A 16199-nucleotide genomic window follows, 5' to 3' on the forward strand; every position below is an offset into this window, starting at 1 on the left:
GGCACGGGGTGGCGCGCGCGGGACCATATCCACGACACTCGTCTTCACAGGTACCAGTGAGCGTGAAACTCCCTTACCCACGCCTGACCACCGGAGGTCTGCAATGACGCACCCCGATCCGACCGCCAGCTCCCCCGACCGCTCCCTCGGGCGCCGCGGCTTCCTCTCCCTCGCGACGGCGGGCGTCGCCGGCTCGGCGCTGTCCGTGACCGTCGGCTCGATGACGCCCGCCGCGGCGACCGGGGCCGCCGCCGACACGGACGACGCCGGGGCTGCCGGCACCACCGCCCGCAAGCGCGAGCTGCGTGCGATGTGGATCTCGTCCGTCGTCAACATCGACTGGCCATCGCGCACCGGCCTGAGCGCCGACGAGCTCAAGGGCGAGTACGTCCACTGGCTCGACGTGGCCGTCGGGATGCACCTCAACGCCGTCTTCGTGCAGGTGCGCCCGACGGCGGACGCCTTCTGGCCCAGCCCGTACGAGCCGTGGTCGCAGTACCTCACCGGCACGCAGGGCGGCGACCCGGGCTTCGACCCGCTCGCCTTCGTCGTGGCGGAGACGCACGCCCGCAACCTCGAGCTGCACGCCTGGTACAACCCGTACCGCGTGTCCATGCAGACCGACCCGGCGAAGCTCGTGCCCACCCACCCCGCCCGGCAGCACCCCGACTGGGTGTGGCCGTACGGCGGCAAGCTCTACTTCGACCCGGGCCTGCCGGAGGTCCGCGAGCACATCTACGCCGCGATCCTGCACAGCGTGGAGCACTACGACGTCGACGGCGTGCACTTCGACGACTACTTCTACCCGTACCCCGTGGCCGGCCAGACCCTGCCCGACGCCGGCACGTACGCCGAGCACGGCGCCGGCTTCGCGACGATCGAGGACTGGCGCCGGCACAACGTCGACGAGTTCGTCCGGACGATCTCGGAGCGGATCAAGCAGCTCAAGCCCTGGGTCAAGTTCGGCATCAGCCCGTTCGGCATCTGGCGCAACGCGTCGACCGACCCGCGGGGCTCCGACACGAGCGGCTCGCAGAGCTACGACCTGCAGTTCGCCGACACCCGGAAGTGGGTCCTCGAGGGCTGGCTCGACTACATCAACCCGCAGATCTACTGGCAGTTCGGCCTGGCCGTCGCCGACTACCGCAAGCTCGTGCCGTGGTGGGCCGACGTCGCGGCGACGTCCGGCACCCATCTCTACGTCGGGGAAGCCCTGTACAAGGTGACGTCCGGCGTGTTCACCGACCCCGCGGAGCTGAGCAACCACCTCACGTTCTGCGCGGAGGTCACCGCGCAGGGGACGCCCGTGCACGGCAACGTCTACTTCTCGGCCGTGCACGTGCCGCAGGACCCGCAGAGCTCGATGTCGCGCGTGCGCGCCGACCACTACGCGCACCCCGCGCTGGTGCCGACGATGCCGCACCTGCCGGGCACGCGCGTGCAGCCGCCCGTGCTCACGCACGCCCGCCCCGGCGACGACGGCGTCGAGCTGCGCTGGGTGGACGCGGCCCCGCACCGCCGCCGCGCGACGTCGTTCGCGGTCTACCGCGCACCGGCCGGCGGCCGCGTGGACGTGGACGACGCCACGCAGCTGCTCGGCACCGTCCGCTCCGACGGGGGCGTGCTGCACGGCTTCACGGACACCACGGCGACGCCGGGCGAGCGCCATGCGTACGCCGTCACCGCGCTCGACCGGCTCTGGAACGAGTCCCGGCCCAGCCGCAACCAGCGCGCGTGACCGTCCCGGCGACGGGGTCAGCCGTCGAGGAAGATCCCGTTGCCGGGGCCCACGGGCAGGTCGAGGAAGAAGAACACCGTGAGGATCGCGGCCCACACCAGCCAGAAGCAGACGGTGAACGGCAGCAGCCGCGCCATCACGGTGCCGAGCCCGGCGCTGGGCTCCCACCGCCGCAGGTAGGCGAGCAGCACGATCATGTACGGGTTGAGCGGCGTGATGATCTGCGTCGCGGAGTCGCCCACCCGGAACGCCGCCTGCACGAACGCCGGCTCGTACCCGATGAGGGCGAACATGGGCACGAAGACGGCGGCCATGAGCGTCCACAGCGCCGAGCCCGAGATGATGAACAGGTTGAGCAGCGAGGCGACGACGAGGAAGCCGAGGATCGCCCCGTAACCGGTGAGGCCGATCGACTCGAGCGCCGACGCCCCGGACACCGCGATCCACTGCCCGACGCCGGACCAGTTGAACAGCGCGATGAACTGGCCGAGCACGAACGCCAGCACGACGAACCCGATCATGTCCTTGAGCGCCTGGCCGAACATGATCGGCACGTCCTCGAACCGCCGCACCGTCCCGACCGCACGCCCGTAGACGATCGCCGGCACCAGGAACAGCGTGAAGACGATGAACACGATCGAGCTGAGCAGCGGCGACTCGGGCAGGAACGCGCCGTCCTCGTTGCGCCACGGCGACGCCGGCACGAGCACGGCGACCGCCATGACCGCGGCGACGCCGAGCGCCACGACGAGCGCGTTGCGCAGCCCGCGGCGCTCGTCCGCCGTCGTGGCCGCGGACGCGTTCGCGAGCGGGTCCTCGCCGTCCTCGACCACCTGCTCGGTGGGGACGCCCTGCCGGCGGATGCGCGGCTCGAGCAGCTTGTCGATGAGGAAGCCCGCGAGCAGGGCCAGGGCGATCGACGAGACGGCGTTGAAGAACCAGTTCGACAGCGGGTTCACGGGCGAGCCCGGGTCCGGCAGGATCTGCGCGACCGAGCTGGTGATGCCCGCGAAGAGCGCGTCGAGGCTGGTGACGAGGATGTTCGTGGAGTACCCCGCGCCGGCCGCCGCGAACCCGCCGAGCAGGCCCGCGACCGGGTGCCGGCCGGCGGCCCGGAACACCATGGCCGCGAGCGGCGGGATGATGATGAACGCGGTGTCCGACATGATGCTGCCCATCACGCCGACGAGGCCGACGGCGTACGCGAGCGCCCAGCGCGGCGCGGAGCCGAACGCGTAGCGCACCGCGGCGCCCAGCAGCCCGGACTTCTCCGCCACGCCCACCGCCATGAGGATCGGCAGCACGGTGACCAGCGGCGGGAAGCCGAGGAAGTTCTCGCCGAGGTTCTCGGTGAGCCAGGTCATCCCCTCGGCCGTGAACAGGCCCTTGACCTCGACGACCTCGTCGCTGCCGGGCATCTGCACCGTGACGCCGGCGAGCGCCATCCCGGTGGACGCCACCGCGATGACGCCGAACAGGATGAGGAACAGGGTGAACGGCTCGGGCAGCCTGTTGCCGACCCGTTCCACCGCCGCCAGGAACCGGTCGGTGCGGGATCGTGCGTCGACGGAGGTGGTCACGCGGTCTCCTCGGGTCAGGCCCGCCGCCGCGGGCGTGTCCGCCCGAACGTAGTGGCCCCGGTCACCCGTGGCGAGAGATCGACGGAATCGTCCGCATCATGAGATTCGCACGATTCCTCCCGCGCGCCGCGGCGGCTTCCCTACGATGCCTGACATGACCGTGCCCGACGCGAACGCCGTGCCTGACCCGACCGTGCCCTCCGCCCGCCCGAGCACCGCCTACCTCGACCACCTGTTCCACGAGAGCGAGGAGCGCCGGCGGTCGGCCCCGCCCGTCGACGTCGCCCCCTCGCTGCTGCCCGCCGCCGTCGCCGACGCCGTCGAGCGCGCGGCCGAGGCGCTGGAGCCCGACCTGCGCGAGGTCGTCGAGCGCCTGCACGCCGACCCCGAGCCGGCGTTCGAGGAGCACCGCAGCGCCGCCCTGCTGGTCGAGGTGCTGGCCCGGCACGGGATCGACGCCGAGCCCGGCGCCCACGGCGTCCCGACGGCGTTCCGCGCGGAGCTGCACGGATCCGGCGACGGGCCGACGATCGCGATCTGCGCGGAGTACGACGCGCTGCCCGTCATCGGCCACGCCTGCGGCCACAACGTCATCGCCGCTGCGGGCGTCGGCGCGTTCCTGGCGCTGCGCGACGTGCTGTCGGGTGCGGACGCGCCCGCGGGCCGCGTGGTGCTGCTGGGCACGCCCGCCGAGGAGGGCCACTCCGGCAAGGAGGTGCTGGCCCGCGCCGGCGCGTTCGAGGACGTGGACGCGGCGATCATGGTCCACCCGTACGGCCAGGACGTCGCCGACCAGGTGTGGCTGGGCCGGCGCCTGCTCACCTGGACGTTCACGGGCCGCCCGGCGCACGCGTCCGCCCAGCCGTTCATGGGCCGCAACGCGCTCGACGCCGCGAACCTCGCCTACCAGGGCATCGGCCTGCTGCGGCAGCAGCTGCCGCCCGTGGACCGCGTGCACGCGACGATCGTCGAGGGCGGCACCCGCCCGAGCATCATCACCGAGCGCGCCGTCATGCGGCTGTACGCCCGGTCCAAGTACCCCGACACCCTGCGCGACCTGTCCGCCCGGCTCGACGACGTCGCGCGGGGCGCCGCGCTCATGACCGGCACCGAGGTGGAGATCGTCTGGGACGACGGCGCGCTGCCGAGCCTGCCCGTGCGCACCAACGCCGCCCTCACCGAGCGCTGGGTGGCGGCGCAGCGGCGGCGCGGCCGCGACCCGCTGCCGGCCGGCGTCGTCTCCGAGACCCTCGCGGCGTCCACCGACTTCGGCAACGTGTCCTTCCGCGTGCCCGGGATGCACCCGCTGATCCAGGTCGCGGCGCCCGACGTCGCCCTGCACACCGCCGAGTTCGCCGCCGCCGCGGGCGGCCCGGCGGCCGTGCCCGCCGCCGTCGACGGCGCCGTCGGGCTGGCCCTCACGGCGCTCGAGTACCTGACGGACGACGCGCTGCGGACCGCCGTGCACGACGAGTTCGTCGCGCACGGCGGCCCGCTGGACGTGCCGCGCTACTTCGCCTGAGGGGTCAGCGGCTGCCGACGGTGAACCGCACGGTGTCGGTGAACTCCCGGCCCCGGTGGTCGGTGGCCGTCACGGTCGCGGCGTGCGTGCCCTCCTCGAGGTCCTCGGGGATCGGCAGGCGCCACAGGTGCGCGTTGGACCGCGTCGCGTTCCCGCTGGTGAGCAGGTTGCGCGTGGCCGCCGACGGGTCGGAGAACTCCCACCCGGTGTGCAGGCTCTCGCCGGTCATCGGCTGCGTGTGCTCGGCCTCGACCGCGGCGCCGCCGTCGATCGACACCTCGACGCGCGCGTCCGACGAGCCGGCGTAGAAGTTGGTCGTGAGCCAGCTGTCGCCCGCGAGGTCCTCGGCGCTCACCAGGTGCTGGTCGCCGAGCGCCGGTGCGTCGCCGACCTTGCCGCCGTCGCGCCAGGCGAGCGCGTCGGCCGCCCAGTCCCGCCAGTGCGGCGTGTTCACGCCGAGCGCGAGCTGCAGGTCGTCCGACTCGCCGCGGATCGTGTACCGCTCGGAGAACGCGTTGCCGTCGAGCTCCAGGGTGAGGACGCCCGGGCGGGCGCCGTCGGCCATGTACGCGAACGGCAGGCCGTGCTCGTCCAGGCCGCCGGAGTACCAGTCGCCCGAGACGGCGCCGGCCACGAGCTGGGTGTGCTCGAGCTCGTCGACGCCGCCCTCCTGCCACTCGGCGCGGGTGTCGCCGGGCAGGAGGTTCTCCAGCATGTGCGTGTGGCCGCCGACGGTGACGGCGTTGCGCCCGCGCAGCACGTCGTACAGCTCGGGGGCGTTGTCGGTGATGACCTCGCGGTGGTCGAGGATCGGCGCGTGGGCCGCGACCACGACGAGCTTGTTCTTCGGCACCTCCGCGAGGTCCGCCTCGAGCCAGGCGAGCTGCTGCTCGTCGATCTTCTCGAGGTAGCCGCCGTTCTTGCCGTCCGGCTTGGCGCCGTTGTAGACGATGTTGTCGAGGACGACGACGTGCGCCTGCCCGACGTCGTAGGAGAAGTAGCCCGGCCCGAACTGCTGGCGGAACGTGTCGAGGGCGTGCGAGTCGTCCACGGCGTCGTAGTCCATGTCGTGGTTGCCGGGCGCCAGGCGGACCGGCCCGTTGGCGGCGGCGTAGATGTCCTTGAGCGCCGGGTTGAGGCTCAGGTCGTCGCCCACGTTGTCGCCGAGCATGAGGATGCCGCAGCCGGCGTAGTCGTCGCGGTCCATGAGGTCCGCCACGGCGCCGTCACGGGCGTAGCCCATCTCGGTCATGTTGTACGCCTGCGTGTCGGACGCGATCGGGCAGCTCTGCTTCGCCTTGCCGGTCGCCTTCGACTTCCCGAGCGGGAAGTTGACGGCCTGCGGCAGCGGCCCGGTGGGCTCGAGACCCCCGTACTTCAGGTCGGGCGAGCCCTCGGGCGAGTGGTTGTAGCTGAACTGGGCGATGGCGTTCTCGTCCACCGGCACCTGGTAGCCCGCGGGCTGGGTGACGAAGACGGTCATGTCGTCGAACGCGGGGATGCTGTAGCGGCCCTTGCCGTCGGTCGTGACGACGTCGCGCCCGTTGGACACCTGGACGCCGGCGACGCCCTTCTCGCCCTTGTCCTGGGTGGAGTCCTCGTCCTTGTCGTGGAACACGGTGCCGGTGAGCACCTCGGGGTCGGCGGCCTCGCCGCGGACGACCTCGACGTGGCCGGTGTACAGGCCTGCCTGGGCGCGCTGGGCGGCCGCGGCCGCCTGTGCCGCGGTCGTCGGAGCCGGGTCGGGCGACGGCGCGGCCGCGGCGCCCGGCGCCACGAGGACCAGCCCGACGAGCGAGGCGGTCCCGGCGACGGCACAGGCCTGGCGGATGCTGCGGGGGTTCATGTACTTCCTCCGGGGTCTGAGAGAGCGGATCGAGTACACGCCCTCGTCAGGGCGCTCCGGCATGCCGATGGCGACGACGGTAGGCAGCCGAGGCAACCGTCCGGTGACGCCGAGACACCGGGCAGCGGAACGTCAGAGCGGCCCCGGCGAACTCCCAGCGAACGCGGCGCGTCCGTTACCCCGTGGACACCCGTCCCGAACACGGGCGTCATGCGCGCTGCCTACCGTCGGGCCCAGTCGACGAACCAGGCCCGACCTCAGGAGGAGCACCATGCACGACGGACGAGACGCCGCCGAGACCCTCACCGCCGGCCTCGGCCGCCGCCGCTTCCTCCAGGCCGCGGCCGGAGTGGGCGCGGGGGCCGCGCTGACGGTCGGCTCGGCCGTGCCGGCCGTCGCCGCTCCCACGACCCGGAAGGGTGGCGGTGCGGGCTTCGGCGGCATCCTGCAGCCGGGCCGGGGCCGCATCCGCGGGGACCACTACCTGGGCTCGGACGTCGACGACGTCCTGTGGGGGTACGTCCCGTCGGTGCACGCGACGGCCGTGACACGGGTCCGCTCCGGCCGCACCATCACGATCGACTCCGTCTCGCACGAGGGCATCCTCGAGGACCAGGGGCGCGACCCCGTCGCGTGGTTCGGCGAGCGGGGCGTGCGCCGCCGCGAGGTGCTGGACGACGCCGTCGCCATCGCCGGCGGCTACGACCGCACGCCGCGCGACTTCGACGCCGACGGCCCGCACGTCATCACCGGCCCGGTGCACGTCGACGGCGCCGAGCCGGGCGACGTGCTGAAGATCGAGACGCTCGACGTCGCCCCGCGTGTCCCGTACGGGGTCATCTCCTCGCGGCACGGCAAGGGCGCGCTCGCGCTGACCGGCGGCGGCGCGCCCGCGGGCATCACCCTCGACGAGGTGATGCCGCCCGTCGCGACGGACGGCCGCGCCTCCGGCATCCCCACCGAGTACGGCAACGTGTCGGTGCTCGCACGGATCCAGGGGAAGCGGGCCGTCATCGGCGAGGGAGGCTCGCGGGTGTCGTTCCCGCTGCGGTGCTTCTTCGGCACGATGGGCGTGGCGTTCTCGGAGAACACCGGCCTCACCGCGCCCGAGGCGAACTCGATCCCGCCCACGCTCGGCGGCGGGAACATCGACATCAGCCAGCTGGGCGCGGGCTCCACGTTCTACCTGCCCGTGCGCGCGCCGGGCGCCCTGTTCTACGTGGGCGACCCGCACATGGCGATGGGCGACGGCGAGGTGGCGCTCACCGCGATGGAGGGCTCGCTGCGCGGCACGTTCCGCCTCACGGTGTGCAAGCCGGGCTCCGGCGACGCGCCGTCCGTCGCCTACTCCTACCCGTTCGCCGAGACCGACGACGCGTGGATCCCCATCGGCCTGTCCGACCCGGACGGGGCCGTCGGCGGCAACGGCAGCGACCTCGACGTCGCGATGCGCCGCGCCGTCGTCAACGCCCTCGACTTCCTCGAGCACGACCAGGGCCTGGACCGCGCGATCGCGTACGCCTACCTGTCCGCGGCGGCCGACTTCGCCGTCTCGCAGGTCGTCGACCGCACCGTGGGCGTGCACGGGCTGGTCCGCAAGGCGGACTTCCGCCGCTGACGTCGGCCGGACCGCCCTGACACCCGACGGGGTCGCCTGGCAAGATCGACCCCATGCACGAGCGCGCGGGGAAGCCGGCCCAGGACATCGACCTCATCGACGTCGACCAGGTGGTGGGGGCGTACTACGACCTCGTGCCGGACGTCTCGGACCCGGCGCAGCAGGTGGTGTTCGGCACGTCCGGGCACCGCGGCTCCAGCCTGGACACGGCGTTCAACGAGGCGCACATCGCGGCGGTCACGCAGGCGATCGTCGAGTACCGCGCGTCGCAGGGCACGGACGGGCCGCTGTTCATCGGCCGGGACACGCACGCCCTGTCGCTGCCGGCGTGGCAGACGGCGCTGGAGGTGCTCGCCGCGGCGGGCGTCACGGTGATGGTCGACGCGCGCGACTCGTTCACCCCGACGCCCGCCGTCTCGCAGTCGATCCTCATCCACAACGGCGCGACGACCGGCGACGGCGTGCGCACGCAGGGCCCGGGGCTGGCAGACGGCATCGTCGTCACGCCGTCGCACAACCCGCCGCGCGACGGCGGCTTCAAGTACAACCCGCCCCACGGCGGGCCCGCCGGGTCCGAAGCGACGGGCTGGATCGCGGACCGCGCCAACGAGATCCTGCGCACCGGCGGCCTCGCGTCCGTGCGCCGCGTCTCGCTCGAGGAGGCGCTCGCCGCCGACACGACGCACAAGCACGACTTCCTCACCACGTACGTCGACGACCTGCCGAACGTCGTCGACCTCGAGGCGATCCGCTCCGCCGGCGTCCGCATCGGCGCGGACCCGCTGGGCGGCGCGTCGGTGGAGTACTGGGGCGCCATCGGCGAGCGGTACGACCTGGACCTCACCGTGGTGAACCCGCAGGTGGACCCGCGCTGGTCGTTCATGACGCTCGACTGGGACGGCAAGATCCGCATGGACTGCAGCTCCCCGTACGCGATGGCGTCGCTGGTGGAGCGGATGAAGGGCGACGCGCCGTTCGACGTCGCGACCGGCAACGACGCGGACTCCGACCGGCACGGCATCGTCACGCCCGACGCGGGGCTGATGAACCCGAACCACTACCTGGCCGTCGCGATCGAGTACCTGTACGGCGGGGCGCGCCCGGGCTGGCCCGAGGGCACGGCGGTCGGCAAGACGCTCGTGTCGTCGGCGCTCATCGACCGCGTGGTGGCGGGCCTGGGCCGGGCGCTGGTCGAGGTGCCGGTCGGCTTCAAGTGGTTCGTGCCGGGCCTGCTGAACGGCGAGGTGGGCTTCGGCGGCGAGGAGTCGGCCGGGGCGTCGTTCCTGCGCCGCGACGGCCGCGTCTGGTCCACGGACAAGGACGGACTGCTGCTGGCGCTGCTGGCGTCGGAGATCATCGCGACCACCGGCCGCACGCCGTCCGAGCACCACGCCGACCTCGTGGGCCGCTACGGCGAGTCCTGGTACGCCCGCGTGGACGCCCCGGCCACCCGCGCGCAGAAGTCGCGGCTGTCCGCCCTCTCCCCCGACGAGGTCACGTCCACGACGCTCGCCGGTCAGGACATCACCGCGACGCTCACCGAGGCGCCGGGCAACGGGGCCAAGGTCGGCGGGCTCAAGGTGACCACGCAGGACGCGTGGTTCGCGGCCCGCCCGTCGGGCACGGAGGACGTGTACAAGATCTACGCCGAGTCGTTCGTCTCCGCGGACCATCTTGCGCAGGTGCAGGACGCCGCCAAGGAGCTGGTCGACGGCGCGCTCGGCGACGCCTGACCGTTCCCTGAGGAGCACCAGGACGGGCCGCGTCCGCATCGCGGTCAGAAGTTGATTTCAGCAGGCAACCTTTTTATGTTTGCTCCCCGCAACCAACATGGGGGTGGGCACGCATGCCTGAACACGCACGGTACGAGGAGCTGCAGCGCCAGCTGCGCGCCGTCGGAGTCGTCAAGCGGACCATCGTGCGCAACCTGCCGCAGGACTGCGCCGTGGGGCCGACCGCCGTCATGTCGACCCTGCGCCGACAGGGGTCGATGCGGCTGAGCCGGCTCGCCGACCAGCTCTGGCTCGACCCGTCCGTCGCCAGCCGGCACGCCTCCCACGCCGTCGAGCAGGGCTGGGTCGAGCGCACGCACGACCCGGAGGACCGCCGGTCGTGGATCCTCAGCCTCACCCCGGCCGGCCGGCGGAAGCTCGAGCAGATCTCCGAACGCACCACCGGCCTGCTCGCCGAGCGCATGGGCGACTGGCACGACGAGGAGATCGACCGGCTGACCGAGCTCATGGCCCGGCTGCACGGCAGCTTCGCCGACTGCACCCCGACCGCCCGTCCCGCGGTCCCGGCGCGCGCCTGACGGCCCGCCCCACCCCACGCAGCATCACGCAGCACCTCGAGAGGAACTCATGGCAACCACGACAGCGTCGGCGCCTGCCCACGCCAAGCGCGGAGGGCACCCCGAACCCGGCGGCGCCGGGTTCTCGATGACCCACCGGCAGGTCCTGGAGGCGCTCACCGGCGTCCTGCTCGGCATGTTCGTCGCGATCCTGTCGTCCACGATCGTGTCGAACGCCCTGCCCGAGATCATCGCGGACCTGGGCGGCGGCCAGTCCGCCTACACCTGGGTGGTCACCGCCTCGCTCCTGGCGATGACGGCGAGCACCCCGCTGTGGGGCAAGCTCGCCGACCTCTTCAGCAAGAAGGTCCTGGTCCAGGTCGCCCTGGTGATCTTCGTCCTCGCCTCGGCGGCCGCCGGGATGGCGCAGTCCCCGGAGTGGCTGATCGTCTGCCGCGTCTTCCAGGGCATCGGCGGCGGCGGCCTGTCCGCGCTCGCCCAGGTCATCATGGCGTCGATGATCGCGCCGCGGGAGCGCGGCCGGTACTCCGGCTACCTGGGCGCGACGTTCGCCGTCGCCACGGTCGGCGGCCCGCTGCTGGGCGGGGTCATCACCGACACCGACTGGCTCGGCTGGCACTGGTGCTTCTACGTCGGGATCCCGTTCGCGATCATCGCGATCATCGTGCTGCAGAAGACGCTGCACCTGCCCGTCGTCAAGCGGGACAACGTCAAGATCGACTGGGGCGGCGCCTTCCTCTCGACGGCCGCGGTCTGCCTGCTGCTGCTGTGGGTCACCTTCGCCGGCGACAAGTACGACTGGAACTCCTGGCAGACCTACACGATGACGGGCGGCGCGCTCGTCCTCATCCTGCTGTTCATCCTGGTCGAGACCAAGGTGTCCGAGCCGGTCATCCCGATGCACCTGTTCAAGAACCGCACGGTCGCCATCGCGAGCACCTCGTCGCTGTTCGTGGGCGTGGCGATGTTCGCCGGCACCATCTTCTTCAGCCAGTACTTCCAGCTGGCCCGCGACAAGTCGCCGACGATGGCCGGCGTCATGACCATCCCGATGATCGGCGGCCTGTTCGTCTCCTCCACGGTCTCCGGCCTCATCATCACCAAGACCGGCCGGTGGAAGGCCTGGCTCGTCACGGGCGCGGTGCTCCTCACCGGCGGTCTCGGCCTGCTGAGCACCATCGAGTACGACACCGAGTACTGGCACGTCGCCGTCTTCATGGCGCTGATGGGCCTGGGCGTCGGCATGATGATGCAGAACCTCGTGCTCGCGACACAGAACCAGGTGGGCCCGCACGAGCTCGGCGCGGCCAGCTCCACGATCAACTTCTTCCGCTCGCTCGGCGGCGCGATCGGCGTCTCCGCGCTGGGCGCCGTCCTGGCGAACCGGGTCACCGACTACGTCAAGGACGGGCTGGCCGACCTCGGCCCGAAGGGTGCCGAGCTCGCCCAGGGCAGCGGTGCCGCGTCCGGCGCCATCCCGGACATGGACGCGCTCCCCGGGCCCCTGCGCACCGTCATGGAGAGCGCCTACGGCGACGGCATCGCGGACGTCTTCGCGATCGGCGCCTGCGCCGCGTTCGTCGCGTTCCTGCTGGTGATCTTCATCAAGGAGGTGCCGCTGCGCACGCAGGCCGGGCTCGAGCAGGCGGCCGAGGCCGAGGCCACCGGCCCGGCCGAGGAGCTCGCGACGGTGGGCGCGACGCAGGCGTCCCCGGCGACGGCAGCCACGACGGCGGACCCGGCGGGCGGGATGCCCGGCGCCGGCCCCGCCCAGGCGGCCCTCGTCCCCGGAACGTCGGCCGCCCTCGAGGGCGGTGGCGGGGTGCCGGTGCACGGCCTGGTCCGCGGCGCCGAGGGGCACCCGCTGCCGCAGGCGGCGATCACGCTCATCTCGCTGGGCGGGCGCCAGCTCGGCCTGGCGATCGCGCGGTCCGACGGCGCGTACGCGGTCGACGCCCCGGGCGCCGGCACCTACGTGCTCATCGCCTCGGCCGACGGCTTCCAGCCGCAGGCCTCCACGATCGTGGTCGGCTCGACGCCGCTGGCCCACGACGTGCTGCTCAGCGGCACCAGCGGCCTGCGCGGCATCGTCCGCGGCCCCGACCAGCAGCCCGTCGCGGGCGCGATGGTGCTGGTCACCGACGTGCGCGGCGACCTGCAGGCGAGCACCGGCACGGCGGAGGACGGCACGTTCGCCCTCGAGGAGCTCGTGCCGGGCCCCGTCACGGTGGCGGTCAACGCCGACGGGTTCCGGCCGCGGGCCCTGCCCGTCGAGGTCGGCGCCACCGGCGTGACGCGCGTCGAGGTGGAGCTGGCCGCCGGCGCCCGCGTGACCGGCGTCGTGCGCTCCCCGCACGGCCCGCTCCCGGACGCCCGCGTGACCCTCGTCGACGCGGCGGGCAACGTCGCCGGGACGGCCACGACCGGCGCCGACGGCGCCTACGCGTTCACCGACCTGGACGGCGGCGAGTACACCGTGATCGCGACGGGCTACCCGCCGGCGGCGACGGCGCTCAGCCTCGCCGGCGCGGGCGTCGACGGTCACGACATCGCGCTCGCCCACCCGGACGAGTGAGCGACGTGACGAGCGAGCAGGTCGGGCGGGCGAGCGGCGTGCTGACGGCGACCGTCCGGACGCGCGACGGGTGGGCGGTGCCGCACGCCGTCGTCACCCTCACGGACTCCGCCGGCGCCCAGGTGCTGCGGGTGGCCGCGGACGACGAGGGCGCGGTCCGCGGCGAGGCCGCGCTCGCGCCGGGGGCGTACGTGGCGATCGTCACGGCGGTGGGCTACGCGCCCGCCGCGACGTCGGCGATCGTCACCGCCGCGGGCCGCGCCGCGGTCGGCACCGTGACGCTGGCGCGGCAGGGCGGCACGGAGCTGCCGCCGCCGGGCCCGTGGACGATCGACCCGGCGCACTCGTCGGTGACGGCGGTGGCGCAGCACCTGGGGATCTCCAGCGTGCGGGGCCGGTTCACGGAGCTCGCCGGCCGGATCGACGTCGCGTCCGGCGACGTCTCCCGCTCCGGCGTGGCCGCGGTGATCGCCGCGGCGTCCATCGACACCGGCAACGCCTACCGGGACGGGCACCTGCGCTCGGCGGACTTCCTCGACGTGGAGCGGTACGAGCACATCACGTACCGCTCCACGGGGATGACGCCGGTCGCCGACGGCCGCTGGACCGTGCACGGCGACCTCACCCTGCACGGGCTCGCCCACCCGGTCGACCTGGACCTGACCTACCTGGGCACCGGCGCCGACGCGCAGGGGGTGGTGCGTGCGGCGTTCCGCGCCACCACCGAGCTGCGCCGCGACGCCTTCGCCATCCGGTACAACGAGGTCGCCGCGGCCGGCGTCGCCATCGTCGGCACCACCCTCAAGGTGGAGCTGGAGATCCAGGCGGCGCAGGGCGATACCCTGCCCGGCTGACCGGCTACTCGCAGCCGACCCCGTCGCCGTCGCCGTCCAGCCGCGACGAGTAGCCCGGGTCGCCGCGGCGGACCGGCGCCGCGCCGGCGGCCCGGGCCTCGGCGCAGCTCGCGAACGGCGTCTGCCCGCCGTCCGTCGGGTCGGTCGCGTCGGCTGTCGGGTCGGACGTCGGGTCCGACGTCGCGTCGTCGAGCGTCGGCGCGGCGCCGCCCGAGGGCAGCGGCTCGTCGGGGCAGCGCGTGAGCACGCGCTCGACGGCGTCGTGCTCGGCCTGGGTGACCCACAGCCCGTAGGCCTGCTTCACGGCCACCTGGCGCGCCACGTACTGGCAGCGGAACGCCTTCGACGGCGGCAGCCAGGTCGCGGCGTCCCCGTCGCTCTTGCCCGCGTTGGTGGGGCCGTCGACGGCGAGCAGGTTCAGCGGGTCGTTGGCGAGCTGTCGGCGCGCCTCGCCGTCGAGCTGCTGGGCGCCCTTCTGCCACGCGTCGGACAGCGCCACGACGTGGTCGATCTGTACGGCGGTGGACGTGGCCTGCCCGCGCAGGAAGTCGATCCGCGTGCCGGTGTACGGGTCGGCGAGCACGCCGCGCAGCACGATGCAGTCGTGCGTGCCGGGGTCCGTGACGGTGCGGGTCAGGTCGCGCGCCAGGATGTCGTTGCGGGTGTCGCACCCGTTGTGGTCGACGTCGGCCCACGCCGGGCCGAACTGGTCGCGCGCGTAGCCCGTCTTCGGTGCGCGGCCCTTGACCGGCAGCGCGTCGAGCGCGGCGAGCGCGGTGCCGGACGCGGCGGGTGCGGATCCCGGGCGCTCGGACTCCTCGGGGGCAGCCGTCCCCGTCGTGGCCGTCGCCGCCGGCGGCTCGTCGTCCGCGCCGCCGGGGCCGGACGAGGCGGGGTCGAGCCCGCCCGCGCACGCGCCGAGCAGGAGCGCGACGGAGGCACCCAGCGCCGCGAGCCCGCCGCGCCGGGTGGTGCTGACCGCCCTCACCGGGCGGGGTGCGCGAGCAGGTCGGCGTACTCCGGGTGCCGCTGCACGTACGCCTTGATGAACGGGCACAGCGGCACGATCTTCTCTCCCGCCGCGCGCACCTGGTCGAGCGCCCCGGCGGCGAGCTGCGACCCGACGCCCTGCCCCTCGAACGCCGGGTCCACCTCGGTGTGCGTGAAGACGACGACGGCCGTGCCCGCCTCGTCCTTCCGCTCGTAGTACGCGCCGCCGGCGCGGCGCCCGTCGTCGAGCCGGGCGAGGAAGACCTGGTGGTCGCGGTCGTCGACGACCGTCACGGGGGTCGGGGAGTCGTTCATGGCCCCCATCCTGGCCGCTGTCGCCGACATCCGTCACACCCCGTGCCGCAGCGAGACGGACGTCACCGCGTCGATCAGGACCGCGTCGATCGGGGCCGCGTCGGGGTCGCGGCCGCGTCGGTCGGCAGCAGGCGGTGCAGCAGCGGCGTGTTGACCCGCTCGGTGAAGAAGTCGATGAGGGGCCCGGCGAAGAACGCCGTCATGACGGTGCCCACCCCCACCGGGCCGCCGAACGCGACCGCGAGCCCGACGAACACCAGGTCCTGGACCACGCGCACCGCCCGGTAGCGCCAGCCGGTGCGGTCGACGACGATCGGCGCGATCGCGTCGTACGGCGCCGTGCCGATCCCGGCGGTCATGTAGGCGGACGCCCCCGCGGTGAACAGGACGATCCCCACTCCGAACAGGACCGCCTGCAGCAGGTGGCCGGGCGGGTCGGGCACCAGCGGGTCGATCAGGGCGCCGAACCACTGGACGAAGAAGCCTGTCATCACCATGTTGATGACGGTGCCGAGGCCGACGTACCGGCGCGCCCACACCACCACGGGCACCAGCAGCACGACGTTCACCGCGAGCTGGTACGCCCCCAGCCCGACGCCGAGGTGCCCGCTGACCCCGATGTTCGCGGCCGTGAACGGGTCGACGCCGACGTGCGCGGACAGCAGCGCGGCCGACCCGAGGGCGAGCACGGCGACGCCGCCGAGTGCCCACAGGCCCCGCGGGACGAGCTGTGCCGCGCGGACGCGGTCTCCGGTGGTCATGGTTCGTCACGGTAGGCGGCCGTCGCCCGGAGCGCGCGACGGCGCTGCCCGCACCCCCCACACACACGGCTCGGGTGGGAGAATCCCGC

The 16199-nt window shown here is 73.4% G+C and carries 12 protein-coding genes; 7 read left to right on the top strand and 5 right to left on the bottom strand.

Annotated elements, in window-relative coordinates; genetic code table 11:
• Positions 1-103: 103 nt before the first annotated feature.
• A complete protein-coding gene (locus AAG589_RS16995) occupies positions 104-1738 on the top strand; it encodes a glycoside hydrolase family 10 protein (RefSeq protein WP_430568458.1) in 1635 nt (544 codons plus the stop codon).
• A gap of 17 nt (positions 1739-1755) precedes the next feature.
• On the opposite strand, the gene AAG589_RS17000 is transcribed toward AAG589_RS16995, so the two are convergent.
• A complete protein-coding gene (locus tag AAG589_RS17000; RefSeq protein WP_430568459.1) occupies positions 1756-3318 on the bottom strand; it encodes an AbgT family transporter in 1563 nt (520 codons plus the stop codon).
• Positions 3319-3472: 154 nt separating this feature from the next.
• On the opposite strand from AAG589_RS17000, the gene AAG589_RS17005 reads away from it, so the two are divergent.
• The gene (locus AAG589_RS17005; protein ID WP_430568460.1) at positions 3473-4840 is read left to right on the top strand and encodes a M20 family metallopeptidase; all 1368 of its coding nucleotides are present in this window, start codon (positions 3473-3475) and stop codon (positions 4838-4840) included.
• Between the two features lie 4 nt (positions 4841-4844).
• Here the strand turns inward: AAG589_RS17005 and AAG589_RS17010 are convergent, their stop codons facing one another.
• Entirely contained in the window at positions 4845-6686 is a 1842-nt protein-coding gene (locus AAG589_RS17010; RefSeq protein ID WP_430568461.1) for a calcineurin-like phosphoesterase family protein, read from the bottom strand.
• Between the two features lie 271 nt (positions 6687-6957).
• Here AAG589_RS17010 and AAG589_RS17015 point away from each other — a divergent pair, with 271 nt between their 5' ends.
• From AAG589_RS17015 to AAG589_RS17035, 5 genes are all read left to right on the top strand, one after another.
• On the top strand, positions 6958-8304 hold the full coding sequence (locus tag AAG589_RS17015) for an acetamidase/formamidase family protein (protein WP_430568462.1): 1347 nt from the start codon (positions 6958-6960) through the stop codon (positions 8302-8304).
• Positions 8305-8357: 53 nt separating this feature from the next.
• Positions 8358-10037: a phosphoglucomutase (alpha-D-glucose-1,6-bisphosphate-dependent) gene (pgm, locus tag AAG589_RS17020; protein WP_430568463.1), complete on the top strand. Its 1680-nt coding sequence runs from the start codon at positions 8358-8360 to the stop codon at positions 10035-10037.
• Between the two features lie 113 nt (positions 10038-10150).
• Positions 10151-10615: a MarR family winged helix-turn-helix transcriptional regulator gene (locus AAG589_RS17025; protein ID WP_430568464.1), complete on the top strand. Its 465-nt coding sequence runs from the start codon at positions 10151-10153 to the stop codon at positions 10613-10615.
• A 49-nt stretch (positions 10616-10664) separates the two neighbouring features.
• On the top strand, positions 10665-13190 hold the full coding sequence (locus AAG589_RS17030; protein ID WP_430568465.1) for an MFS transporter: 2526 nt from the start codon (positions 10665-10667) through the stop codon (positions 13188-13190).
• 5 nt (positions 13191-13195) lie between these two features.
• The gene (locus AAG589_RS17035; RefSeq protein WP_430568466.1) at positions 13196-14044 is read left to right on the top strand and encodes a YceI family protein; all 849 of its coding nucleotides are present in this window, start codon (positions 13196-13198) and stop codon (positions 14042-14044) included.
• A gap of 4 nt (positions 14045-14048) precedes the next feature.
• Here AAG589_RS17035 and AAG589_RS17040 read toward each other — a convergent pair whose 3' ends face one another.
• From AAG589_RS17040 to AAG589_RS17050, 3 genes are all read right to left on the bottom strand, one after another.
• Entirely contained in the window at positions 14049-15032 is a 984-nt protein-coding gene (locus AAG589_RS17040) for a GmrSD restriction endonuclease domain-containing protein (protein ID WP_430568467.1), read from the bottom strand.
• Complete coding sequence (locus tag AAG589_RS17045) at positions 15029-15349, bottom strand: GNAT family N-acetyltransferase (RefSeq protein ID WP_430568468.1); 321 nt, start codon at positions 15347-15349, stop codon at positions 15029-15031. Before AAG589_RS17045 ends, AAG589_RS17040 begins: the two co-directional genes overlap by 4 nt.
• Positions 15350-15423: 74 nt before the next feature.
• Positions 15424-16110: a YczE/YyaS/YitT family protein gene (locus AAG589_RS17050; protein WP_430568469.1), complete on the bottom strand. Its 687-nt coding sequence runs from the start codon at positions 16108-16110 to the stop codon at positions 15424-15426.
• Positions 16111-16199 lie beyond the last annotated feature (89 nt).

It is taken from the genome of Isoptericola sp. F-RaC21 (genome assembly GCF_038593535.1).
Taxonomy (GTDB): domain Bacteria; phylum Actinomycetota; class Actinomycetes; order Actinomycetales; family Cellulomonadaceae; genus Isoptericola.